The sequence below is a fragment of the Williamsia sp. z34 genome (assembly GCF_059553395.1).
The window spans coordinates 68,486-91,818 of sequence record NZ_JCANWW010000008.1 but is presented as its reverse complement, the minus strand read 5'-3'; the positions used below and the strand labels follow the sequence as shown (position 1 = coordinate 91,818).

Genomic DNA, 23,333 nt, shown 5'->3' with positions numbered 1-23,333 from the left:
CCAAGCCACGGAACGATCGTCACAACTCAGGCCGTGACGTCGAACGCCGGGGAGGTGCCCGTGAAGCCGTGGACCTTTCCGTCACCGGTGCGATGGTCCCCCTGGTACCGGATCCGGTACCGGCCCGTTGTTCCGGCATTCGTGTTCCACAGGACGGTGATCACGGAGGCGTCGAGACTTCCCGGTGGCCGCGACCACCGCAGTTCCGTCGACCACGCGTTGTCATCGAATACTCGCTGCCAGGTCCCGTCGATCCACTGCTCGACCACCGTGTAGGTATCGGCGCGGCGCAGGTTGTTGTTCGGATGCGCCCCGACAAACTCAACCGACACCGTCTGGCCCGCACGATATCCGGACTTCGGCGCCTTGAGCACATCCCCGTACCTGCGGCCGGCCACCGGCGCGTCCGGCGGCGGCGCCGGCACCAGATCCGGCTGAAATCCCGACTTGTTCAGCGGCGCCGGACCACGCGGCGGTGGTGTACCGGCGGCCAGCGCACCGGCCAATTTGTCGAAACTCTGCATGTACGCCGGCAACGTCCACCGGCCGAACTGTGTCTCACCGCCTTCATAGTGTTGCGCCACATACTCTTCGGGCGTGGTCACGTATTGGCTGTATCCGTTGGCATAACCCTGCAGCAGAACATCGTCGAGCAAAACCCGTAGCGCAGCGGCGACGATCTGCCGGACCCGTAGGCCCGAGACGATCGTGAACTCCGCCGGCGCCGCGGCCAGTACCAGATCACCGATCCGCATGATCTGGATCGGCATCACCTGCGGAATCCACGGCGCCGGTGGGAGCAACCCCAGTGGTGCAGCGATCAGTTTGGGCGCCTGCACATCCCGAATCCACGGTGAGATCGGGGCGTCGAGGCCACCGACCGCCGCGACCAGCGGATTGACCTGCCCCTCATAGAAGAACGGCAACGGTTGCTCGTAGTTGTCCTCGGTGCTCGTGGCCACCGCACCGGCCCCCATCATCGCCGGGGAGGTTCGGGCGGGTTTGCCGTCGGGCGTGTACGAACCGTCGATGGCGACATCGGAGAAATCCACGTACTGGATCACCGATTCGACACCGGACCTTGTCATTCCGGACGCGGCGGAATACGCCTGCCGGCCGGCTTGATACTGCCGTTCACCGATGATCGCGCAGTTGGCCCGGTTGTCCTTGGTGGGACCGGACGGCGAGAACGGCACCAGATTCAGGTTGGGTGTCATATCGCCGGCGTTGGTTTTGGGAAACGCCGCGACCACACCCGGATCATCGTGCTCCCACCGATGACTGGCGTATCCCTTGTTGTCGACGGTGATCAACTTGTTGTGATCGGCCATCGACGTGCCATGGGTGGAGAACCAGGTGATGACGCCGATGTCGTTGCCGCCCTGGGTGAGCCGGAGCACCGTGACCGCCGGATCGATGCCGTCGGGGAACACGCGCTTGTCGGGGTCTGGGTTGAGGTCGAAGGCCGTCCGGGACCGTTGCGCGCTGGCGTTGTGGAGTTCGCTGCGGCCCAGGCTGATCGACCCCGGCGCCAGCGAATCATGGGCTCGGCAGATCGAATCGTAGATACCGTCGACCTCGGCCTGGTATGAGTTCTTCTTGAATCCGAACGCCGCCAGGGAATAGGCGTAGTCCCACGCCGTCCCGCCGCACGAGTTGTGATTATGGGTGGCATTGAGATTGACGTTCGACTCTGTGTAGAGCGAACCGAACCGTGACCTCAGCTTCGCCAGCACCCCGAAATGGATCGATTCGAACAGACAGGCCGAGTCGGCGGTGACAAAGACGACCCGGTTACCCGTCGCGTTGTCGACGATGATGTAAGCCCTTGACCAGTAACGCATGTGCAGACCTTCGGCGACCTGCGCCGGTTGCGAATAACCCATCATGCCCTGTCCGGCCACGGCGCCGGTCATGTCGGCCCGCCCGGCCCCGACCAGGTATCCACCGGCCGGATCGGCTCCGGCCGAACCGGCACCGACCGCGCCGAATGTACTGCCCGCCCCCGCGACCACCGTGCCCGCCGCCATGGTGCCGAGCATCTGTCGCCTCGACAACCGTGGTCCTAGACCGCTCATACCCGCCCCTGTTCGTTATTGATCGCCGCTTCCGAAAACCGACGCCAGATATGGATTCTCGAAGACACCACCCGGGTCGAGTTCTTCTCGCACCGAAAGGAATTCATCAAACCTCGGATAGACCGAGCGGAGATATGCACTGCTCTGCGTGTGCATCTTCCCCCAGTGCGGCCGACCACCGTGGGCGACCATGATCTGTTCGACGTCGTCGAAGTACCGGTCCTGCAGGTCGCCGTGATAGCGGTGGACGGCGATGTAGCCACTCTTGCGCCCGGACGCGGTGGACAACATCAGATCGTCGGCGGCCGCCGCGCGGACCTCGACCGGGAAGCTGACCCGGTAGCCGCGGGCCTCGATCACTCGGCGAATCTCGCCGAGTGCCTGCGGAACCCGCTCGAGCGGTATCGCATATTCCATCTCCCGGAACCTGACGTTGCGCGCCGAGACGAACACCGCGGTCGAGGTATCGGTGTACGTGCGCGCCGACAGGACGTTGCCGGCCAGGGAATTGAACTTCGGCACCACCGCGGGGAACCTGGCACCGAGCGCGCACATGGCCCCGAACAGGTGATTGCTGACCAGATCGTCGTCGACATAGCGCCGCAGCTTCCCAGGACCTGACCGCGGGGTGTCGATCGGCATCCGGGTGTTCGTCTTGGTCAGCGCATATCCGGTGTGCGGAAACCAGAAGAACTCGTGATGATCATGTGTTTCGACGTGGTCCAGAAATGTCTCGAGGACCTTGTCCACGGGCTCCGGCCGTTCGGTTGCCTGCAGGGCGAACGCCGGAACGCACTGCAGCGTGATCTCGGTGATCACACCCAGCGCGCCGAGACCGAGTGCTGCGGCGGACAACAACCGCGGCTCATCGGAACCCAGCGTGCGCACGTCCCCGGTACCTGTCACCAACGTCAACCCGACGATCTGGGTACTGATGCCGCCGAATCGCACCCCCGTTCCGTGTGTTCCGGTGGAGGTGGCGCCAGAGATCGTCTGCGCATCGACATCTCCGAGGTTCGCCATGGCCAACCCGTGCGGCGCCAGTAGTCCCGGGATCTGCTGCAGTGTTGTCCCGGCCTGCAGGGTCACCTGCATCGATTCGGTGTCCACAGCGACCAGACCGCACATCGCCGACATGTCCAGCTGAATGCCCGGTGCCACCGCGACCGCGCTGAAGCTGTGACCCGACCCGACCGGCTTGACCGTCGACCCGTCCGCGCGGGCCTGCGCGACCACCGCGGCGATCTCGTCGCGACCGCAGGGCCGGACAACCCGTTCGGGAATCGCCGATTCTGTACCGCCCCAATTGCGCCAGACCAGGGGCCCGCTCACAGAAACGACTTCCCTTCGCCGCGGTACGTCGGCATCTCGCCGATGACCACGCCGTGGTCGACCACCAAAACCGTGTTCACATGTTCACTGAGTTCACCGGACTTGGTGTGCCGCAACCACACCCGGTCTCCCACCGACAGCGTCTGCGCAGACTTACCACGCAGCGGCGTCTGCACCTCGCCGGCGGCCTCTCGGGGCAGATAGCTCAGACCAGGAGGCCAGACCGGCAGCGGAAGCCGGTCTTGCCCCGGCGAACCCGACGCGATCCATCCCCCACCGAGGCAGGTCACCATGCTGCGGCTGGGGATCCGGACCACCGACAGACCGAACGCCATCGCCGGCGCGGGTTTGAAATGGGCATAGGTGTCGAACAGGTGCCCACCGAAGAAGCCGCTTCCGGCGGCGATATCGGTCACCGACAGATCGGCGGCGGTGACTTCTATCGAACCGGTACCACCGGCGTTCACGAACTCGAGGTCGGCGATCTGCCTGATCGCCGCGACGACCTCACCTCGGCGGCCGACCAGCTCCTCCATCGAACGGCGCTGCATGTCGCAGATGAGGTTGTTACGCAACCGCTTCCCGACGATCTCGTTGCCGACACCGGCCACCTGCGCCTCGTACGACATCAGGCCGACCAACGTCATCCCGGAGCGGTTGACGATCTCGGTGGCCAGGTCGACCGCCTCGGTGACCGTCCGGATCGGGGACCTGCGCACGCCGACATGTCCGAGCAAGGGTGCTCTGTACGAGGCGTCGAGGTCGATGGCGATCCGCAGCGGGCCGGCGGCTCCGGGCAGGCCCGAGCGAGTTCTGGCCGCTTCGATGAGGTCGAGCTGGGCCACCGAATCGACCAGCAGCGTGACCCGCTGCGCGGCGACCGGGTCGGCCGCCAGGCGTGCGATCGCGTGCCGACCACTACTGGGATATCCGACGAGTACATCGGCGACGTCACCGGCTGTCGCCAGCCAATGCGCTTCGGCCACATCGTATGCGAGCACACCGGCGAATCCGTCCACCGCCAGGATCTGCTCGATCACCGACCTGATCCGCAGCGACTTGGAGGCGACGCGAATGGGCACACCCGCGGCCCGCGACCGCAGATCTGCCAGATTGTGCCGCAGTGCCGTCAACTCCAGCACCGCAACCGGACCATCCGGGTCCCCGTGATCCCGGACCGCTGAATCTATTGCACCCCAATACGATTCCGGATCGGCCGCCCACGGCCAATCGGGCCGCATGGTCGAGGTGGCCAGATCCAGGTCCGGAATGCTCACGTCGACGTTCATGATGCGGACGGATCTGTCAGGTGGCCCAGGAGGGCGGCAACGGTCGCGTCGATGATGCGTTCGGCGACCTCACGATCGCCGGTGTTGAGATAGGCCAGTGTCAGACCGTCTGTGGCGGCCACCACCAGCGGCGCCAGATACTCCGGATCAGTGGCCCAGGTGGCGCCCATCGCGGTGGCCGCGGCCTCCAGTGACACCTGAGCGATTTCGTAGTACCGGGTGTACAGGCGGGTGGCGAAGTGTTCGAGGCCGCCGGTTCGTCGGGCGTACTGGCCGAGCGTGATCATCGCCGCTTCCCGGCCGGGATCGGCGACGACGCTCTCCAGGTACGACATCAGACCGGCCCTGATCAGCGCGCCGATGTCGTTCGGCAACTTCCAGTCATCCGTGTCGAGCGCCCCCGCGGTGTCCGGCGGGCCCAGCGGTGCGGTGAGCGTTGCCAGTTCGTCGGAGGTGCCCCGCGCAACCAGCTCGGCGAGCAGCTCATCCCGCGACTCGAACGCGTAGTGGAAGCTGGCCAGCGACATCCGCGCCTCCGCACTGATCCGGCGGGTCGTCGCGGCCTCCACCCCATGATCGGCGATGACCCGGAACGCAGCGCGCACCAGCAGGTCACGCCGCACCTCCACAGACATCCGTGCCACGCAGTCCCCCGCCTGCCCGATGTGGGTCAAACGACCCACTGTTGCGTGCGAGGGTAGGCGAATTCGACCGAACGCGCTACCGCAGAAACCATGAACGCCCCGCCTGCACGGGGCCCTCCACATGAATTGCGGAGAATTCGTACAGGCAGAGCGATGAGGGTAATCCACTACGGCCCGGAGGGGTCAGAGCCATCCCGGAGGCTCAGTAAGGACCGTAGACGTTGTCGATCGAACCGTACTTGTCGGCCGCATAGTTGCAGGCAGCGACGATATTGGAGACCGGATCCCAGATGTCGTACACGGTGCCCTCCACGTGGTAGGCGGCGTAGGTCGGGTCGATCACCTGCAGCAGGCCCTTGGACGGGATACCGGCCGCGGCGTTCGAGTCCCAGAGATTGATGGCCTGCGGATTACCGGTCGACTCACGCATGATGTTGCGCATGATCCCGTCATAACTCGCCGGGATGTTGTGTGCGGCCAGGATGTCGAGTGCCTCACGGATCCAGCCATCGAGGTTGTCCTCGTACACCGGGGCCGGCGGCGCTTCCGGGGCGACAACCGCCTCAGGGGCCGGCTCCTCGACCACCGGCGCCTCCTCCACCGGGGCCTCGGCAGCAGCAGGCGCCTCGGTCTCGGTCGGCGCTGCGATCGCGGCCTCGGCAGCAGTCCTGGCCGCCGCGACGGGTTGGTCGGCGCCGGCCGGTTCGTCGGTGACGATCGCCCCGGTGACAAGCGTCGCCGCGATCGCCACCGTGACGACGCCACCGACGTAGCGGACGCGTGAACGTGATGCGCCGACCCGGGCACGCCGGACCAACGTCGAGATATCAAACCTAGAGATATTAAACTTGGATATATAAAACTTAGATAGATCAAACATTTAACCGGGTTCCTGGTGTGATTCGGCAGGCAGCAGAAGGCCTCCAGAACGCAGTGGCACTCACGGTGATGTCGGCCAACGCTGTCGATCGGTTTGTCAAAACAGGGGGCGTTGGTGTCCCGGGCGCATAGCGCAATCGAGCCAACCGACTATCGGGTACGGCCGAGGATCACGGCGGCGACCACGTGGCGATGTGAGCCCCGATGGCCGTGGCAGGACCCCGGATTGCGCATGCGAGGTGCATGGGCATGGCTATTCATCCTTCTCATGCGGCAGACATCACGTCTGCATTTCGCTCCGATAACAGATTGGTATCCAAACCTGAGAAAAATCTGAGAAAGACTCGTTAAGTCAGGTCTGCGAGGCACCTTCTGCGGCCCTCGTGTTCCCCAAAAAAGCGGTGTGCGTTGCGAATTCGCCGAAACACCCTCGTGACAGGTCTCACATGATTAATTGACGACATACGGGTATGAAAAGCCCACAATGCCGCGCAATGGTTATAGTTCCGCGACCGACTGAATCCGCGTCTCACAGGTCGATTTGGACGATGATCGCCGCACAATGAACGGGTGCGGGGACTGTGAGCCTGGTCCCGTCGACCGAACGCGCTACCTCAGAAACCACGAACGCCCCGCTGTACGGGGCCCTCCACAGGAATTGCGGAGAGTCTTCGTACAGGCGGAGCGCTGGGGGGTTACTGCTCAGAGGGACGGCGGACCCGTCAGCCGGCCTCAGTATGCGCCGTTGACGTTGTCCATCGAGCCGTACTTGTGTGCGGCATAGTTGCAGGCCGCGACGATGTTCGAGACCGGATCCCAGATGTCGAACACGGTGCCCTCGACGTGGTAGGCCGCGTAGGTCGGGTCGATCACCTGAAGCAGGCCCTTGGACGGGATGCCGGCCGCGGCATTCGAGTCCCACAGGTTGATGGCGGCCGGGTTACCGGTCGATTCACGCATGATGTTGCGCATGATCCCGTCGTAGCTCGCCGGGATGTTCTTCGCGGCCAGGATGTCGAGTGACTGACGGATCCAGCCGTCGAGGTTGTTCTCGTAAACCGGGGCCGGGGGTGGCTCCGGCGCCGCAACCGGCTCGGGTGCGGGCTCGGCGGCAGCAGGTACGGGCTCCACGACTGCGGGCTCGACCGGGGCGGCGACCGCGGCTTCGGTCTCGGTCTCGGTCGTCGTCTCGACGACGGCCGTTTCGGTGGCAGACTTCGTGACCGCGGCCGTGTCGGCGCTGGCGGGCTCATCGGTGATGAACGCCCCGGCCGTGAGCGTGGCGGCAATCGCCAGCGTGGCGGCGCCACCGACGTAGCGGGCGTGCGTGTGCGATGCGCCGCTCCGGGCATCCTGGAGCAACTTCGAAAAAGCGAACATGTAACTGATTCCTAGATTTGATTCGGCCGACTGACGGCGGGCAGCAGACAACCTCGCCAGGTGCGGTCACACTCGCGGCGATGTGGGTCATTGCTGTCGATGGATTTGTGAAACCAGGGGCGCTGGCGCCCTGGCGCATGTCGCATCCGACCCGTCTGGTCAGGGTCCAGACGAGACTCGCTACACAGCCCGGGTGGCGGTCTCAGCCTCCAGGCGCCCAGCGAGACCTCGGATTGCGCATGCGGGATGAATCCGCATGATCACCAACCTTCTCGTCCTGCAGACGTTGCATCTGCGTAACTGGTTGATAACAGATTGGTATACGAACCCGAAAAAGTCCAGTAAAAAGCGGCCTGACAAGGCCTGCAAAGTATTTTTTGCGCCCGCCGACGTATGCAAAAATACCGTCTACGCTGCGGTTTTGTCCCTTTACCCCACCGTGAGGAGTTTCACAAGGATATTCGACTACGACACGCCCGAAGACGCCAAAATGTTACGGAGCGGATCAGTCGAGCGCCGATTCGAGTTCTCGAAGGCCTGCCTCGCCGACGTCGGTGACGCGAACAGCCCGGCGGTTCGGTCGGCGCGTGACCCAACTCTGGGACTCCAGCGCACCGAGGACTTGTACGCCGACCTGACCGGCGGCATGAGCACGTCGACCGGTCCAGTCCAAACAGCCCCTGGCCCACGGGCGCGAGCCCACCGGAGGCCGGATGCCGAACGCTGCCGCGACAGGTCCGCGCGGGAACGGCTCCGGCGGAGGTGAAGGCTGCCCGATTACCAGTTCGGCCACAACTCCGGAACGGATCAACACGTCGGCGATTCTCAAGCCGAGGTCTCCGGCCAGGTGGTCGTAGCAGGTTCTGGCCACCCGGAGCTCTTCGGAGACCCGATGTTGGCGCAGGGAATGCACCTGCGATCGTGGCGCGATCGCCTGGAGCGCTTCGATCGCATGCGAGACGTCGCTGCCGGCGAGCCGAAAGAGACGATTGCGGCCATGCTGTTCAACGACCACGATGCCGCTGTCGAGTAGAACGCGCAGGTGTTCGCTCGCCGTGGACGCCGAGACACCGGCCACGCGGGCAAGATCACCCGCCGGAATCGCACGATCACCCAGTAATGCCGTCACGATGCGGCCTCGCGCGGGGTCGCCCAAAGCCCGGGCCGGCACCGCGATGTCCGGCTCGCCACTCACGCGCGGCGCCCTTCTCCGAGCGCAGCGCGAGCGGCCGCCGCGTCGTCGACGATCAGGACCTTGCGATTGTCGTGGTCGCTGTACTGGCCGAGCAGGGCAATCCCGGCGGCGGTGAGTTGCTGCGTCATTCTCCCGAGGGCTCCGGGGACGTCGGCGTCCAGGTCTGCCAGTACCACTTCCCGGGCAATGCCCGTTCCGACGCCTCCGGCAGCGAGCGCTCGTAGCGCTGCGTTCGCATCGGCGACGAGGTAGTGCGCCACGCCCGACCACATACCCCCGCCTTCGAGCCCCACACCCGCGTCCCCGAGCGTGCGGCCGATTCGGGCGAGGGAGTCGGCGCCGTGCGGCGCCGCGATCTCGATATCGAACATCACGGCACCTCGATCACTGGTTCGAGGACCAGATCGGTGTGTGCGGTCATCACTCGACACTAGAGCCGGATCACTTCGTTGATCGCCGAAGGATCGGCGCGGTGTCAGCCGATGATGCGGGTGACGACCTCGAGGTCCACGTCGGCCAACGCGGCCGGACTGAACGTCGGATTCCGGTCCTTGTCGACCAGAACCGCCCGTACGCCCTCGGCGAAGTCAGGTGTCCGGGTGATCTGCTCGGCGGCATGTAGCTCGCGCTCGAGACATTCGTCGAGCGTCGAACGCCCACCGAGTTCGATCAATGCAGCGGTCACCACCAGGCTTGTCGGTGATGCGGCGTCGAGTTGGGCGACGGTCTGCGCTGCCCAGTCATCACCGACGGCGCCGCGCAGACCGCCGACGATCGCCGCGACCGGATCATCACTGAAGTACTCGGCGATCTTCGCCAGCGGCAGTTCCGTCGTGGAGACCTTTTCGGTCCGGCCCGACAATGCCTGCGACAGTGACATTCCCGACCGGATGTCATCGGCGAGGTCACCGAACTTGGCACTGGGAACATAGTGGGTCGCCAGGCCGACGGCCACCGCATCCGCCCCGTGCACACGCGCGCCGGTCAATCCCATCCACAGCCCCACACCCGCCGGCAGCCGCGGCAGAAAATATGTCGAACCGACATCGGGCATGAATCCGATTGCCGTTTCCGGCATCGCGATCATTGCCTTCTCGCTGACCACCCGGATCTCACCGTGCACGCTGATGCCCAGACCACCGCCGAGCGCGGGTCCGTCGATCAATGCCACATAGGGCTTCGGAAAATCCGCCACCAGCTGATCGAGTTCGTACTCCGCGCTGAAATACCTTGTCACGGCGGCGAAGTCCTCGGCCAGCACCGCATCGCGGATCGCCCGGATGTCACCGCCGGCACAGAACGCCCGATCGTTCGACGAGGTGACCAGGACCGTCTCGATCTCGGGATTGTCCGCCCAATCCGACAGGACCCTGAACATGTCGTCGACCATCGTCTGATCCAGCGCGTTGAGGGCCTTGGGGCGATCCAAGACGATCTCGCCGACACCATTGCCGACCTGCGTACGGATGAACGACACCGATGATCTCCTTGTCAGCCGATTGCTTCGGCGAGTTCCATCCACGACTCTTCAGCCGCTTCACGTTGCGCCACCACAGATTTCAGTTCGATGCCCAAGGCAATCAGCTGATCCGGTGAGGTGGCCGCGTCGGCGAGCTTGTCGTGCAACTCGGCCTCCTGTTTGACCAGACGCTGCACCTGACGTTCGACCTTCTTGAGAGCCTTCTCCATGTCACGCTCAGCGCCAGAGCCTTTGGCGGGACCGCCGCCGGCCGAAGCGGCAGCCTTGGCCGGTCCCGACGACTGAACGGCCGAGGCAGCGGCCGGACCGTTGGAGAGTTTCGTCAGATACTGCTCGATGCCACCGGGCAGGTTGGTGAGTTTACCGTCACCGAACAGAGCCCAGGTGCTCTCACAGATCCGCTCGATCAGGAAACGGTCGTGACTGATCACCACCAGCGTCCCCGCCCAGTTGTCGAGAAGATCCTCGAGTTGCTGCAGTGTGTCGATGTCGAGGTCGTTGGTGGGCTCGTCGAGCAACAGCACGTTCGGTTGTGCCATCAACACGCGCGTGAGCTGCAGCCGTCGACGCTCACCACCGGAGAGGTCGCCGACCGGTGTGCGCTGCCGGGCCGGACTGAATCCCAGACGCTCGGCCAGCTGCCCGGCCGAGACGTCCTTGCCGCCCAATTCGATATGTCCGGCAACATCTTCGACGGCCTCGATCACCCGCATGTCGACCGGTAGGTCGTCGAGTTCCTGACGCAGCCAGCCGATCGAGACCGTCTGCCCTTCGATGCGACGACCGGCGGCCGGCGGCAATTCACCGGCCAGGGTCCGTAGCAGTGTCGACTTGCCCGAGCCGTTGACACCGACGAGACCGATGCGCTCGCCCGGCGCCAGACGCCAGGTCAGGTCGTCGATCAGCACGCGGCCGTCGGGGGTCGTGAGCTTGGCGTCCTCGAGTTCGATGACCACCTTGCCCAGACGTCGTTTGGCGAAACTGGCCAGCGCCACCGAATCTCGCGGCGGTGGCACATCGGCGATCAGTTTCTCGGCAGCCTGGATCCGGTACTTCGGCTTGGACGTCCGGGCCGGCGGCCCACGACGGAGCCAGGCAAGTTCTTTACGCGCCAGGTTCTGTCGACGTTCTTCGGCGACATCGGAGAGCCGGGTCCGTTCCGCGCGGGCATAGACCCAGTCGTTGTAGCCACCTTCATAGCTCTCGACCTTGCCGTTCTGCACTTCCCAGGTGGTGGTCGCGACCGTGTCGAGGAACCAGCGGTCGTGGGTCACCACGACGAGCGCGCTGCGCCGGTTGACCAGATGCTGACCGAGCCAGGCGATGCCCTCGAGGTCGAGGTGGTTGGTGGGCTCGTCCAAGATCAGCAGATCCAGATCTTGCACCAGCGCGGCCGCCAGCGCCACCCGGCGCCGCTGTCCACCGGACAGGTCGGTGACGAGGGTATCGAGCCCCAATTCGCCGATGCCGATACCGGCCAGGACCGACCGGATGCGGGCATCGCCGGCCCATTCGTGTTCGGCGACCCCGAGTGGTCCGAGAACGATCTGCCCGATGGTCTGCTCGGGAGGAAGGTGTCCACGCTGGGTCACCACCGCCATCCGCAACCCGGTGGCGCGGGCCACGCGGCCCTCGTCGGGCGGCTCGATCCCGGCCAGGATCTCGAGCATCGTCGTCTTGCCGCCGCCGTTGAGCCCGACCACTCCGATGCGGTCGCCCTCCTGGACGCCGAGACTGACCGATTCGAGCAGCGGCTTGATGCCGAACGACTTGCTGATCTTCTCGACGGAGATCAGGTTGGTGCCCTGACGTTTTCCTGGTGCGGTCACAGTGCTGCCTCGATCACTCGTGCGCCGCCGACCGGGCCGGAGGCGGTACGGACCGCGCGACACACACCCGCGCCGGACAACTCGGCCGCGGTGGCCACCGCGGCGGCCTCATCGGCGCACAGGAACGCGCACGTCGGTCCCGACCCGGAGATGATTCCGGAGAGGGCCCCGGCGTCGACACCGGCGCGCAGTGTTCGGCGCAGAGCCGGGCGCATGGACAGCGCTGCCGGTTGCATGTCGTTGTGTAGCAATGTTGCAACTCTCTGTGGGTCACCCGATGCGAGCGCCTGCAGGAGCTCGTCGGGAGATTCGGTATAGGTGCCGGTGTCGTCGGCGGACTCGTTCGTCTCGCGCAACCGGTCCAGTTCGCGGTACACCTGCGCGGTGCTCAGACCTTCTTTGGCGACGGCCAGCACCCAGTGGTACTCACCGCGGGACAGGACGGTGTTGAGCTTCTCGCCGCGGCCGGTGCCGAGCGCGGTGCCACCGCGCAGGGAAAACGGTACGTCGCTTCCCAATTCGGCGGCGAGGGATGTCATGGTGGCGCGGTCGATCTCCAGGCGCCACAGCCGGGACAGCGCCAGCAGTGTGCCGGCGGCATCGGCCGAACCACCGGCCATACCCCCGGCGACCGGGATGCCCTTGTTGATCGTGATCGTCACCTCGGGTGGCCGGCCGGCCGCCCGCGACATCAACTCGGCGGCCCGCCACGCCAGGTTGGTCGAGTCGACCGGGACCTCGGCGGCGCTGTCTCCGGTGACAACGATCGAGAGGTTGTCGGCCGGGGCCACCGTGACGGTGTCCGACAGTGACAGCGCCTGGAACACGGTCGTCAATTCGTGATAGCCATCACGGCGGGGCAGACCGACGCCCAGGTGCAGATTCACCTTTGCGGGTACCCGAACCGTGACGGGACGTGGGACAACAGACAACACGATCGCCAAGTCTATGCGGCCCGGCTAATCAAGCTGCGCGGCGAGCGCCACGTAGTCGTCGATGGCCAGGCGCTCACCCCGGAGGGTGGGGTCGATACCGGCGGCGGTCAGCAGCTCCTCGGCCGCCGGGGATGAACCGGCCAGACCGGACAGCGCCGCACGTAACATCTTGCGCCGCTGGGCAAAAGCCGCATCGATCACCGAGAAGACGCGTCGGCGATGGGCCTCGTCGACCGGCCAGCGCGGTTCGGCGTACCGGCTGATCCGGACCAGACCGGACTCGACCTTGGGTTCGGGCCAGAACACATGCCGCCCCACCGAGCCGGCCTGGGAGACCTCCCCGAAGAACCGTGCCTTGACGCTGGGAACCCCGTAGACGCGCCCGCCGGGACCGGCAGCCAGCCGCTGGGCGACCTCGAGCTGCACCATCACCAATGCCGTGCGGATACTGGGGAACTCCGACATCAGGTGCAGCAGCACCGGCACGGCGACGTTGTAGGGCAGGTTCGCCACCAGCGCGGTCGGCGCGGTCGGCAGGTCCTCCGCGGTCACCCGCAAGGCGTCCTTGGTGACCACGGTCAGCGCATCGGCCTGGTCGGGCGCACGCTCGGCGACGGTCGCGGGCAGCCGGCCGGCGAGCCGGGGATCGATCTCGACGGCGATCACTTCTTTGGCCACCGCGAGCAGTCCCAGGGTCAGCGAGCCGAGTCCGGGGCCGACCTCGACCACCACATCGTCCGGACCGATCCCGGAGGCCGTCACGATGCGCCGCACCGTGTTGGCGTCATGCACGAAGTTCTGGCCGAGGGTCTTGGTGGGGCGGATGTCGAGTTCGGCGGCGAGTTCACGGATCTCCGCCGGACCGAGCAGCGCGGGTACGTTACTCAGCGCAGCGTCCGCCCACGAGGGCAGGCGTGCTGCGGTGAGATCAACGAAGTCCGAGTTTGGACGAGCAAGAAGGCCATGCGCCCCATCCTTGCGCGGCCTGGGTCTTGGTTGCAATTGCGATCTGTTCCTCGCGGGTCGCGAGGTCGGCGCGCGGCGCGTATTCCTGGCCACCCCAGCGGTCCCAGGTGTTCTGGTCGAACTGCACGCCACCGTAGAAACCGTTGCCGTTGTTGATGGACCAGTTGCCGGTCGCCTCACACTGCGCCAGCCGGTCCCAGACCGAGCCCGGCGGCACGTACGGCGCACCCGGCTTGGTGCCGACCGCCACGGTGGCCGGCTTCGGTTCGACCTTCACCACGGAATCGAGCTTCACCTTCTCGGTCTCTTTGCCGTTGACGGTGGTCACCTCATAGGTGACCTCGGCGGAGCCGGGCTGTCCCGGGTTCTTGACCTCGGTACGGCCGGTGGTCAGTTCGGGGTCGTCGACCTTGTTCTCCGGCGGTGCGACCGGTTCGGTCACTGTCACGGTCTCGGTGCGGATCCGGGTGACGGTGATGTCCATGTCGTTGGTCACCGGCGCGTCGGCGGCCGGTGTGACCTGATCGGTCGGCGTCAGCGGGTTGCCCGTGTCCTGGAGCAGTTCGGCGACGGTCTTCGCGGCGATCTGCGGCGTCGAGGTGTGCGTCCCGTCGGTGAGCTTGACCTTCTTGGGAAGCACCACGTTCACGGTGCCACCGGACACCGGCAGCTGCTCGGTGATGGGACCTTCGATGTCATTGGCCGCCGAGTCGAGGTCGATCTGCGCGAGCGCCTGCTGGACCGTGGTGGCGGTGGTCTTGACCTCACGGGGCTGACCGTCGACGTTGACCGTCAGGGTCTTGAGCCGGTGCAGGGTGATGGTCTCGCCATCGCCCACCCGGTCGTCGGGTGCCGGCAACACCAGGTCGCCGTCGGCCGGGTCGTAACCCTGTTCGTCCAGGATGGCGTCGACCGAGCTACGCATGGTGGCGACGCTGACCACCTCGCCGTCGACGTCGATCGTCACGCTTTTGTGGGCGACGATCCCCATCACACCGCCTGCGACGAGTACTGCGAGCAGTAGCGCGATTGCGATGCGTGGGGTGCGGGAGGTCGATTCGTTGATACGAGCAAGCACAGACATGATCACAACAAGATAACGAGATGGTGTGCGTTGTGCAAAGCTATCGCTAAACCTGCAGGTCCAATCCGTATGCGCGGATCGCATTTTGGGTAACAGCTCGGGCGAGCCCCGCTGGCTCCTGCCCCCGCACCTCCGCCAGCGCCCGCGCGGTGTAGGGCAGGACGTACGACTGGTTCGGTTGGCCTCGATACGGGTGGGGTGTCAGGAACGGCGCATCGGTCTCGATCAGGAGCTGATCGTCGGGCACCAGAGCGGCCGCGGCCTGCAAGGTGGTGGAGTTCTTGAAACTCACCGTCCCGGCAAAACTGAGCAGATACCCGCGCTCGACACACTCCGCGGCGACGCGTTCGTCCCCGGAGAAGCAGTGCATGATCACCGTCTGCGGCGCACCCTCGCGTTCGAGTACATCGAGCAGGTCGCGATCGGCCTCGCGGTTGTGGATCATCAGCGGCTTGCCGACGCGTTTGGCGAGATCGATATGCCAGGCGAACGCCTCATGCTGCTGTGGGACGGTCGCGCAGTCGTCCGACTTGCCCGGCCAGTAGTAGTCCAGGCCGGTCTCCCCCACCGAGACGACCCGCGGGTCGGTCAGCATCTGTTCGAGTTCGGCCTTGGTGGCGTCGTCGAGTTCGTGCGCATGGGTCGGGTGCAACGCCACGGCGGCGTACGCCCGCGAATCCCACCGCGCCGCGTCCACGGCCCAGCGGGCATCGACGATGTCGTCGGCGACGGTGACCACGGCAAGAACACCCACGGCCTCGGCACGGTCGAGAATCTGCCGCACCGATTCGGCATCCCGCCCGCCACAGGCGGCCAGGTGGGTGTGGGCGTCGATCAGCGGGGGCAACGGCTCCGGATCCGGCGGCGGGGTGCGCCGCCGCTCCTTCTTGAGTTCCTTGTTGCTCTTCTCCTGGCCGTTGCTCGTGTCCGGCGCGATGGGTCCCGGCGTCGTCTGATCGGTCATGTCAGAGATCGACCTCGCCGACGATGACCGACACACTGCGACCGCCGACCCAGATGTCGGTGTCGTCGTCATTGATCAGGACACGGCCGGACCGGCCCAGCGCCGCCCCCTGCGCCGCGACGTATGTCGCGGGCGCGATCTCCAGCCCGCGCAGCCAGCACGCCAGGCCGGCATTGAGGCTGCCGGTCACCGGGTCCTCCGCGACGCCCGCGCCGGGGGCGAAGGCCCGGACTTCGTAATCTGGTCGATCAGGTGGTCCCGTCTCGCCCAGGTAGGGGCCGATGAGGCCGACATTGAACGCCCCGAGCGCGGCAAAATCCGGCTCGACGTCGAGTACCAGGCCGGCCGAGGTCAGCAGCAATCCGATCCATCCCGGCCCGTTGTCCACCCAGTTCGCGGCGACGACATCCGACGGGCGCAGACCCAGGGCCTGCCGGATGAGGGCGAGGTCGTCGGCCTCGACCGCGCCCGACCGGATCAGCGGTGGGGCCGCGAACGCCAGCGCGTCGCCGACCGCGCGGATACCGACCAGTCCCACGCCACATTCCTGAATGATCTTCTCGCCCTTCGGCTCTCCACCGGCCTGCAACCAGGCGTGCGCCGAACCGAGGGTCGGGTGTCCGGCGAAGGGCAGTTCCCCGGCAGGCGTGAAGATCCGGAGCAGGTAATCCGCCGCCGGATCCCGCGGGGTACACACGAACGTCGTCTCGGACAGATTCGTCCACCGCGCGAACGTGCGCATCTGGTCGTCGGTGAGGTCGTCGGCGCCGAACACGACGGCGACGGGGTTACCGGTCAGCGGCCCGGACGCGAAGACATCGACTTGCTCGAACCGGCGAGGTGACATGTGTGGATTGTGCCCGTCCGCCCCCGCGGTTGGCGAATGGAAATCGACCGGACTCGACAGCAGGTGCACTAAAGTGGCGCGATGTGACACAGACCAACCACCGGGTGGGCACGAAGCAGGTCGGCGACCTGACGATCGCCTACGAGGACATGGGCGATCCCGACGATCCGGCAGTGCTGCTGATCATGGGCCTGAGCGCCCAGCTGACGTTCTGGCAGACCGAGTTCTGTATGAAGATCGCCGATCAGGGCTACCGCGTCATCCGTTTCGACAACCGCGACATCGGTCTGTCGACACACCTCGACGGCGTCCGGGTCGACGGGTCGCTGCTCAAACGGCTCGCCAACTACGAACTCGGCAAGGCCAGTGAGGTGCCGTACACCCTGGTCGACATGGCGGCGGACGCGGTCGGCCTCCTCGACGCCCTCGAGATCCGGCAGGCCCACATCGTCGGCGGTTCGATGGGCGGCATGATCGCCCAGATCGTGGCGGGTAAGTATGCCGACCGGGTGTTGTCGGTGGGCATCATGTTCTCCAGCACCAACCAGGCCTTCCTCCCGCCACCGGATCCCCGCAAACTCAAGGCATTGCTCTCCGGGCCGGGCATCGGCGCCACCCGCGAGGAGTACATCGAAAACGCCGCGCGATCCGCCCGCACCATCGGCAGCGCCAAATACGCACTGCCCTGGGAAGAGTCCTTGCGTCGCGCCACCCTGGCCTACGACCGCGCCCACGACCCGGCCGGCGTCGTGCGACAGGCGGCCGCGGTGATGGGTACCGGCAGTCTGCTCCCCTATACCCGCGCCATCACCGCACCGACCGTCGTCATCCACGGCACCGCGGACGGTCTGATGCGCCCGACGGGTGGCAAGGCGATCGCCAAGGCGGTCAAGGGTTCGAAGCTCGTCCTGCTCAAGGACATGGCGCACGACATCCCCGAACCCCTGTGGCCGCGGATCATCCTCGAACTGACCGAGAACTTCGCCCGGGCGGAGTAGTCAGGCCCGGCCGGTTGCACTCCAGGCCGACCATCGGGTCACGGCCACCACGATGACCGGGCCGTCGAGCGGCACGGTCGCGTACTGCGGGTATTTGGCTCGCAGGAGTTGATACGTCCGGTCCACCGCGGGGCCTTCGGTGTGGATCGCGGCGTGGCCGTCGGCGCGCACCCACCACAGCTGCTCCCAGTCCTCGGTGTACTCGTCGACCAGGAGGCAGACCTGGGCATTGCGCTCGATGTTCGCCAGCCGCCGCAGCTGCCGGGTCGATTTCGGCTTGCCGTCGACGGCCAGGTGGATCGTCTGGCCGTCGACGGCGAAGACGACCGGGACCAGGTGCGGACCTCCGGTGGCCGACACCGTCGCCAGCCGGGCCGACCGGGCGGCGGCAAATCGCTCGAGCGGCACTCGCGTGCCGGTGGGGTCACCCATACCGGGCAACTGTAGTGGCCGAGTCCGCGCAGGCTCGGCCTGCCGATAAGCTGTCGACACCATGGCTTCTGCAACAAAACCGCCGTTCTACATGACAACGGCCATCGCATACCCCAACGGGGCACCGCACATCGGGCACGCCTACGAGTACATTGCGGCCGACACACTGGCACGATTCAAGCGGCTCGACGGCTATGACGTGCTGTTCGTCACCGGCACCGACGAACACGGCCAGAAGATGCAACAGACCGCAGAGAACGAGGGCGTCGAGACCCGCGAGCTGGCCGACCGCAACTCCGCCGCGTTCCGCGAACTGCAGGAGATGCTGGGCAGCAGCTTCGACCGGTTCATCCGCACCACCGACGCCGACCACCATGTCGCGTCCCGGGCCATCTGGGAGCGGATGAACGCCAACGGCGACATCTACCTCGACAAGTTCTCCGGCTGGTACTCCGTCCGCGACGAAGCCTTCTACGGCGATGCCGAACTGACCGTCCTCGAGGATGGCAGCCGCATCGCCACCGAGTCGGGAACGCCGGTCGAGTGGACCGAGGAAGCGTCGTACTTCTTCCGGCTCTCGGCGTACCAGGACAAGCTCCTCGCTCTTTATGACGAGCACCCTGAGTTCATCGGACCCAACACCCGCCGCAACGAGGTGGTCAGCTTCGTCCGCGGAGGCCTGCGGGACCTGTCGATCTCCCGCACCACCTTCGACTGGGGCGTGAAGGTACCGGGCGACGACGCCCACGTCATGTACGTGTGGGTCGACGCGCTGACCAACTACATCACCGCCGCGGGCTTCCCCGACACCGATTCGGCGGCCTGGAAGAAGTACTGGCCCGCCGACCTGCACATCATCGGCAAAGACATCATCCGGTTCCACTGTGTGTACTGGCCCGCATTCCTGATGAGCGCCGGGATCGAACTGCCCAAACGGGTCTTCGCACACGGCTTCCTGCTCAACAGCGGCGAGAAGATGAGCAAGTCGGTCGGCAACGTGGTCGACCCCGCCGGCCTGATCGCCGAGTTCGGTCTCGATCCGATCCGGTTCTTCTGCCTGCGCGAGGTGCCGTTCGGCCAGGACGGTTCGTACAGTCACGACGCCATCGTCGCGCGGGTCAACGCCGATCTGTCCAACGAACTCGGCAACCTCGCCCAGCGGACGCTCTCGATGGTGGGCAAGTACTTCGACGGCGTGCTGCCTGCCCCGGTGAACCTCACCGAGGCCGACAACACCCTGCTGGCCAAGGCCGACGGACTTCTCGACCGGGTCCGCGCCGAATTCGACCAGCAGGCAATCCATTCCGGACTCGAAGCGATCTGGGACGTTCTGGGCGACACCAACAAGTACATCTCCGTCGAAGAGCCGTGGAAGCTGGCGAAGACCGATCTCGAACGCACCGGCACCGTGCTCTACATCTGTGCCGAGGTGGTCCGGATCGCGGCATTGCTCACCCAGCCGGCCATGCCGGATTCGTCGGCACGTCTGTTGGATCAGCTTGTGGTCAAGCCAGATTCACGTGACTTCGACGCGATCGCCCAGCGGCTCACCGCCGGAACGTCCCTGCCGAAGCCGACACCGATCTTCCCGCGCTACGAAGCACCGAAGAGCTGAGCCCTCAGTGCCCCAACGGCCCATCGCCCGTACGGACCGGTGCGGGCGGTGTGTTGCGCAGCGTTGAGATCGGTCCCGCCGCCGCCCCGGATGTGGTGCGCGCGCTGGATTTTCACACGCGCCGGCTGGGCCTGCCCGGTCCGGCGGCACTGATCGGCGATTGGCTCGGGTCCGATGCCGTCATCGCCCCGTCGATCACGCTGACCGCGGGCACCGCGGTTCCGGACCACCCGGACCAGTTCTGGTTCGGGTACCTGGGTTTTCCGGATCGCGCCGACGAGGGCCCGTTGCCGGCCACCGCGGGCGGATCGACGGACGCCATCCTGCACCAGGACCGACTGGGCACCTGGTGGTGGACCTCGGTCACCGACCGCCCGTGTCCCGACTGGGTTCTCGCCGCCCTGACCGAACAGCACCGGGACAACTGGGCGGTGCGGTGGACACCGCCCGACAAGGCGCCACACGTGAGAGCCATCGAGCAGTGCCTCGACGCCATCGCAGCCGGCGAGGTGTACCAGGCGTGTATCTGCACGCGGTTCACCGGGCAGCTCGACGGGTCCGTCGCCAATTACTTCTCCGACGGTGTCGATGTCACCCGGCCCAGGAAATCTGCTTTCCTGCAAGGTGATTGGGGTTCGGTGGTGTCGTTCTCACCGGAGACCTTCCTGAGGCGGCACGGTGCAGTGGTCCACTCGAGTCCCATCAAGGGAACGCTCCCGATCGATCTCGACCCGAAACAACTGCTCGGCTCCGCCAAGGATGTGGCGGAGAACATCATGATCGTCGACCTGGTCCGCAACGATCTGGGCCGCGTCGCCGTCCCGGGCACCGTCACGGTCACCGAGTTGCTGCAGGTTCATCCGGCCCCGGGGGTCTGGCATCTGGTGTCGACGGTGCAGGCCACGCTCGGTCGGACAGTGTCCAACAGCGACCTGATCGACGCGACCTTTCCGCCTGCCTCGGTCACCGGAACCCCCAAGATCCGTGCGCGCGAGCTACTCACGGACTGGGAGCAGCATCCCCGCGGGCTTTACTGCGGCGCGATCGGAGTGGCCTCCCCCGACGGCGACCTCGACCTCAATGTCGCGATCCGCACGGTCGAGGTCTCACCCGAGGGCTCGGTGCACCTCGGTGTCGGTGGCGGCATCACCATCGATTCCGACCCCGCAAGCGAGTGGCAGGAATGCCTCGACAAGGCGGCCGCGATCATCGGCCTGCAACACCGGCCCGATCACACCAGCGCCGACGGCTGACGACGGTCCGGATTCAGTCCGTCGGCAGACCGCAGCAGCGCCACCACCGCTGCCGCATCCATCGCCTCGGCGAACAGAAAGCCCTGGCCGAAGGCGCATCCGGCATCGGCCAGCGCGCAGCACTCCAGCTCGGTCTCGATGCCCTCTGCGACGACGTCGAGATCGAGGCCGGGCCCGAGTTGGGCTATCGCCCGGACGATGGCCAGGACGGCCGGGTCATCGTTCAGTCGCCGGACGAACCCGCGGTCGATCTTGACGCAGTCGACCGGGTAGTCGCGCAGGTGGGCCAGCGATGAATGCCCGGTACCGAAGTCGTCCAGTGCCACCCGCACTCCGGCCGACTTGAGCGCATTGAGTGCTCGCACAACATGTTCCGATCCGCGATCGGTGAGAATGTGTTCGGTGATCTCGACCTCGATGAGCGAGGTCGGGATCCGGAAGAGTTCCAACCGCCGCAACAGTCTCTCGGCATAGTCATCGCGCAGGAACTCGACCGGCGAGGCGTTCAACGACACCGGCACGATGGGCAGGTCCGCGTCGATCCAGGCGGCGATGTCGCGGCAGATCTTCAGGTGCATCAGAGCGCCCAGCCGGGTGGCCAGCTCGTAGTCTTTGAACGCTTCGGCCACTGCGCCGGGTAGTTGCAGGCCCAACGGTGTCCGCCAGCGCAACAGAGCCTCGAATCCGACGACTTCTCCGTCGGCGAGGCGGACCTTGGGTTGGTAGTGCGGTTCGATGGCGTTGTCGCGGATGAGCTGACGGGCGCGCCCGCGCTGCGCCGCCGCGTCTTCGGTTCCGGCCATCATCTCCGCACTGAACATCCGGACCCCGCCGCGTCCGCCCGCCTTGAGGTCGTTGAGTGCGGTGTCGGCCGACCTCAACAGTCCAGAGGCGTCTGCGGCATCGCGCGGATACGTGGCGCAGCCGATGCTCATTCCACCGTTGATCACCTTGCCCGCGTAGGTGACCTGCGTGTTCGTCTGCGCGGCAACGGATTTTGCCACCGCCTGCAGTTCGGCATCACCGTTCACGTCCTCGATCACCACACCGAACTCGTCACCACCGAGCCGGGCGACGTACCCACTGTCCGGCAGACACGATCGCAGGCGCCGGGACAACACCCGCAGCAGATGGTCACCGGCCGGGTGTCCGAGGGTGTCGTTGACCAGTTTGAAGTGGTCGAGGTCGATCAGGAGCAGGCCCACCGGCCGGTTCGTGTTCCGCGCACGGCCGAGGGCCCGCTTCAGGTGGATCTTGAACGATCTGCGGTTGGGAAGGCCGGTGAGGTCGTCGATCTCCCCGGCACTGCGCAGCCGGGCTTCGGCCTCGTGCTGCAGTGTGACATCGCGCGAGACGCACAGGATCCGTGCGGTTGTCCCGTCCGCGGATTTCATCGGCGTCAGCAGGTTGTCCCAGTACTGCCGGGACGGCCCTTCCGTCGGGAGCGAACCCGCGAAATGCGCGTTCTCGCCGCTCCTGGCCGCATTGATGGCGCGTTGTCCGCGCCCGCGAAACTCTTCCGGCAGCAGGTCGAGCCAACGCATTCCGAAGATGGTCGTCTCGATTGGCAGCCCGAGTGCGGCACACCCCGCCTTGTTCATGTGCACCACGACGCCGTCGGTATCGAGGATCTTGATGCAATCGCCGCTCGCATCGAGCATGGTGTTCTGGATCTCGGCGCTCACCACCAGCGCTCGGTGTGCACGCACCCGCTCGTCGATGTCGGCGCAGCTGATCACCCACTGCCCCGACGAATCCCGCGATGCGTCCGGCGGATAGGCCATCATCACGAACCAGCGGTACCCGCCGTCACGCTCGCGCAGGCGACACTCATCGCCGAAGGTCTCGCCATGCGCCGTGGCGTACTCCCAGGCCTGCACCACCCGTTCCCGATCCGCCGGGTGGACGACGTCCGTCCAGTCGGCCAGGGCCCCGACCGCGCAGCCGACGAACTCGGACCACGCCCGGTTGCCATGCCCCCGGGTCCCGCCGCGGCCGGCGACCCACACCGGGTTGGGCATCGCGTCCAGGTCGACATGATCGAAGGCCGCCATGCGATCGCCCCCTCCCGAGGTGCCACACCCAGGCACACCACTGACAATGGGCCGAACATTACGCCTCCGCCGCCGTCGT

At 66.0% G+C, this 23,333-nt stretch carries 20 protein-coding genes; 3 read left to right on the top strand and 17 right to left on the bottom strand.

Features of this window, described 5'->3' with window-relative positions:
- Window positions 1-26 precede the first annotated feature (26 nt).
- The 15 genes from AC51GT_RS19570 to AC51GT_RS19500 form a co-directional block, all read right to left on the bottom strand.
- Window positions 27-2,078, bottom strand: coding sequence for a neutral/alkaline ceramidase (locus tag AC51GT_RS19570; protein ID WP_496329862.1), 2,052 nt, complete (start codon window positions 2,076-2,078; stop codon window positions 27-29).
- A 15-nt stretch (window positions 2,079-2,093) separates the two neighbouring features.
- Window positions 2,094-3,410, bottom strand: coding sequence for a D-arabinono-1,4-lactone oxidase (locus AC51GT_RS19565; RefSeq protein WP_496329861.1), 1,317 nt, complete (start codon window positions 3,408-3,410; stop codon window positions 2,094-2,096).
- Window positions 3,407-4,651, bottom strand: coding sequence for an alanine racemase (locus AC51GT_RS19560; protein ID WP_496329960.1), 1,245 nt, complete (start codon window positions 4,649-4,651; stop codon window positions 3,407-3,409). The genes AC51GT_RS19565 and AC51GT_RS19560 overlap by 4 nt, the downstream gene beginning before the upstream one ends.
- Window positions 4,652-4,695: 44 nt before the next feature.
- Window positions 4,696-5,334, bottom strand: a complete 639-nt coding sequence (locus AC51GT_RS19555) for a TetR/AcrR family transcriptional regulator (RefSeq protein ID WP_496329860.1) — start codon at window positions 5,332-5,334, stop codon at window positions 4,696-4,698.
- A gap of 211 nt (window positions 5,335-5,545) precedes the next feature.
- Entirely contained in the window at window positions 5,546-6,160 is a 615-nt protein-coding gene (locus AC51GT_RS19550; RefSeq protein ID WP_496329859.1) for a transglycosylase SLT domain-containing protein, read from the bottom strand.
- 794 nt (window positions 6,161-6,954) lie between these two features.
- Entirely contained in the window at window positions 6,955-7,602 is a 648-nt protein-coding gene (locus AC51GT_RS19545; RefSeq protein WP_496329858.1) for a transglycosylase SLT domain-containing protein, read from the bottom strand.
- Window positions 7,603-8,107: 505 nt separating this feature from the next.
- Window positions 8,108-8,797, bottom strand: coding sequence for an ArsR/SmtB family transcription factor (locus AC51GT_RS19540; protein WP_496329857.1), 690 nt, complete (start codon window positions 8,795-8,797; stop codon window positions 8,108-8,110).
- Window positions 8,794-9,168 carry a hypothetical protein gene (locus AC51GT_RS19535; protein WP_496329856.1) on the bottom strand — a complete coding sequence of 125 codons (375 nt, stop codon included), beginning with the start codon at window positions 9,166-9,168 and terminating at the stop codon, window positions 8,794-8,796. The genes AC51GT_RS19540 and AC51GT_RS19535 overlap by 4 nt, the downstream gene beginning before the upstream one ends.
- Window positions 9,169-9,272: 104 nt before the next feature.
- Complete coding sequence (locus AC51GT_RS19530; RefSeq protein ID WP_496326716.1) at window positions 9,273-10,274, bottom strand: enoyl-CoA hydratase/isomerase family protein; 1,002 nt, start codon at window positions 10,272-10,274, stop codon at window positions 9,273-9,275.
- A gap of 14 nt (window positions 10,275-10,288) precedes the next feature.
- Window positions 10,289-12,106 carry an ABC-F family ATP-binding cassette domain-containing protein gene (locus tag AC51GT_RS19525; protein ID WP_496329855.1) on the bottom strand — a complete coding sequence of 606 codons (1,818 nt, stop codon included), beginning with the start codon at window positions 12,104-12,106 and terminating at the stop codon, window positions 10,289-10,291.
- Window positions 12,103-13,041, bottom strand: coding sequence for a 4-(cytidine 5'-diphospho)-2-C-methyl-D-erythritol kinase (locus AC51GT_RS19520; RefSeq protein ID WP_496326714.1), 939 nt, complete (start codon window positions 13,039-13,041; stop codon window positions 12,103-12,105). Before AC51GT_RS19520 ends, AC51GT_RS19525 begins: the two co-directional genes overlap by 4 nt.
- A 24-nt stretch (window positions 13,042-13,065) precedes the next feature.
- Complete coding sequence (rsmA, locus tag AC51GT_RS19515; protein WP_496326765.1) at window positions 13,066-13,953, bottom strand: 16S rRNA (adenine(1518)-N(6)/adenine(1519)-N(6))-dimethyltransferase RsmA; 888 nt, start codon at window positions 13,951-13,953, stop codon at window positions 13,066-13,068.
- A gap of 16 nt (window positions 13,954-13,969) precedes the next feature.
- Window positions 13,970-15,091: a resuscitation-promoting factor gene (locus AC51GT_RS19510; protein WP_496329854.1), complete on the bottom strand. Its 1,122-nt coding sequence runs from the start codon at window positions 15,089-15,091 to the stop codon at window positions 13,970-13,972.
- 46 nt (window positions 15,092-15,137) lie between these two features.
- Window positions 15,138-16,055 (bottom strand): TatD family hydrolase, encoded by a 918-nt coding sequence (locus tag AC51GT_RS19505; RefSeq protein ID WP_496326712.1) that lies wholly within the window; start codon window positions 16,053-16,055, stop codon window positions 15,138-15,140.
- A gap of 1 nt (window position 16,056) precedes the next feature.
- A complete protein-coding gene (locus AC51GT_RS19500) occupies window positions 16,057-16,902 on the bottom strand; it encodes a PhzF family phenazine biosynthesis protein (protein ID WP_496329853.1) in 846 nt (281 codons plus the stop codon).
- A gap of 149 nt (window positions 16,903-17,051) precedes the next feature.
- Here AC51GT_RS19500 and AC51GT_RS19495 point away from each other — a divergent pair, with 149 nt between their 5' ends.
- Window positions 17,052-17,900: an alpha/beta fold hydrolase gene (locus tag AC51GT_RS19495; RefSeq protein WP_496326764.1), complete on the top strand. Its 849-nt coding sequence runs from the start codon at window positions 17,052-17,054 to the stop codon at window positions 17,898-17,900.
- On the opposite strand, the gene AC51GT_RS19490 is transcribed toward AC51GT_RS19495, so the two are convergent.
- Window positions 17,901-18,332 carry a TIGR03668 family PPOX class F420-dependent oxidoreductase gene (locus tag AC51GT_RS19490; protein ID WP_496326710.1) on the bottom strand — a complete coding sequence of 144 codons (432 nt, stop codon included), beginning with the start codon at window positions 18,330-18,332 and terminating at the stop codon, window positions 17,901-17,903.
- 61 nt (window positions 18,333-18,393) lie between these two features.
- Between AC51GT_RS19490 and metG the strand changes: the two genes are divergently transcribed.
- Window positions 18,394-19,947 (top strand): methionine--tRNA ligase, encoded by a 1,554-nt coding sequence (gene metG, locus AC51GT_RS19485; protein WP_496326709.1) that lies wholly within the window; start codon window positions 18,394-18,396, stop codon window positions 19,945-19,947.
- A 50-nt stretch (window positions 19,948-19,997) separates the two neighbouring features.
- Complete coding sequence (locus tag AC51GT_RS19480; protein WP_496329852.1) at window positions 19,998-21,200, top strand: aminodeoxychorismate synthase component I; 1,203 nt, start codon at window positions 19,998-20,000, stop codon at window positions 21,198-21,200.
- On the opposite strand, the gene AC51GT_RS19475 is transcribed toward AC51GT_RS19480, so the two are convergent.
- A complete protein-coding gene (locus AC51GT_RS19475; protein ID WP_496329851.1) occupies window positions 21,179-23,254 on the bottom strand; it encodes a putative bifunctional diguanylate cyclase/phosphodiesterase in 2,076 nt (691 codons plus the stop codon). The two genes, AC51GT_RS19480 and AC51GT_RS19475, sit on opposite strands and share 22 nt — an antisense overlap.
- Between the last annotated feature and the right edge of the window lie 79 nt (window positions 23,255-23,333).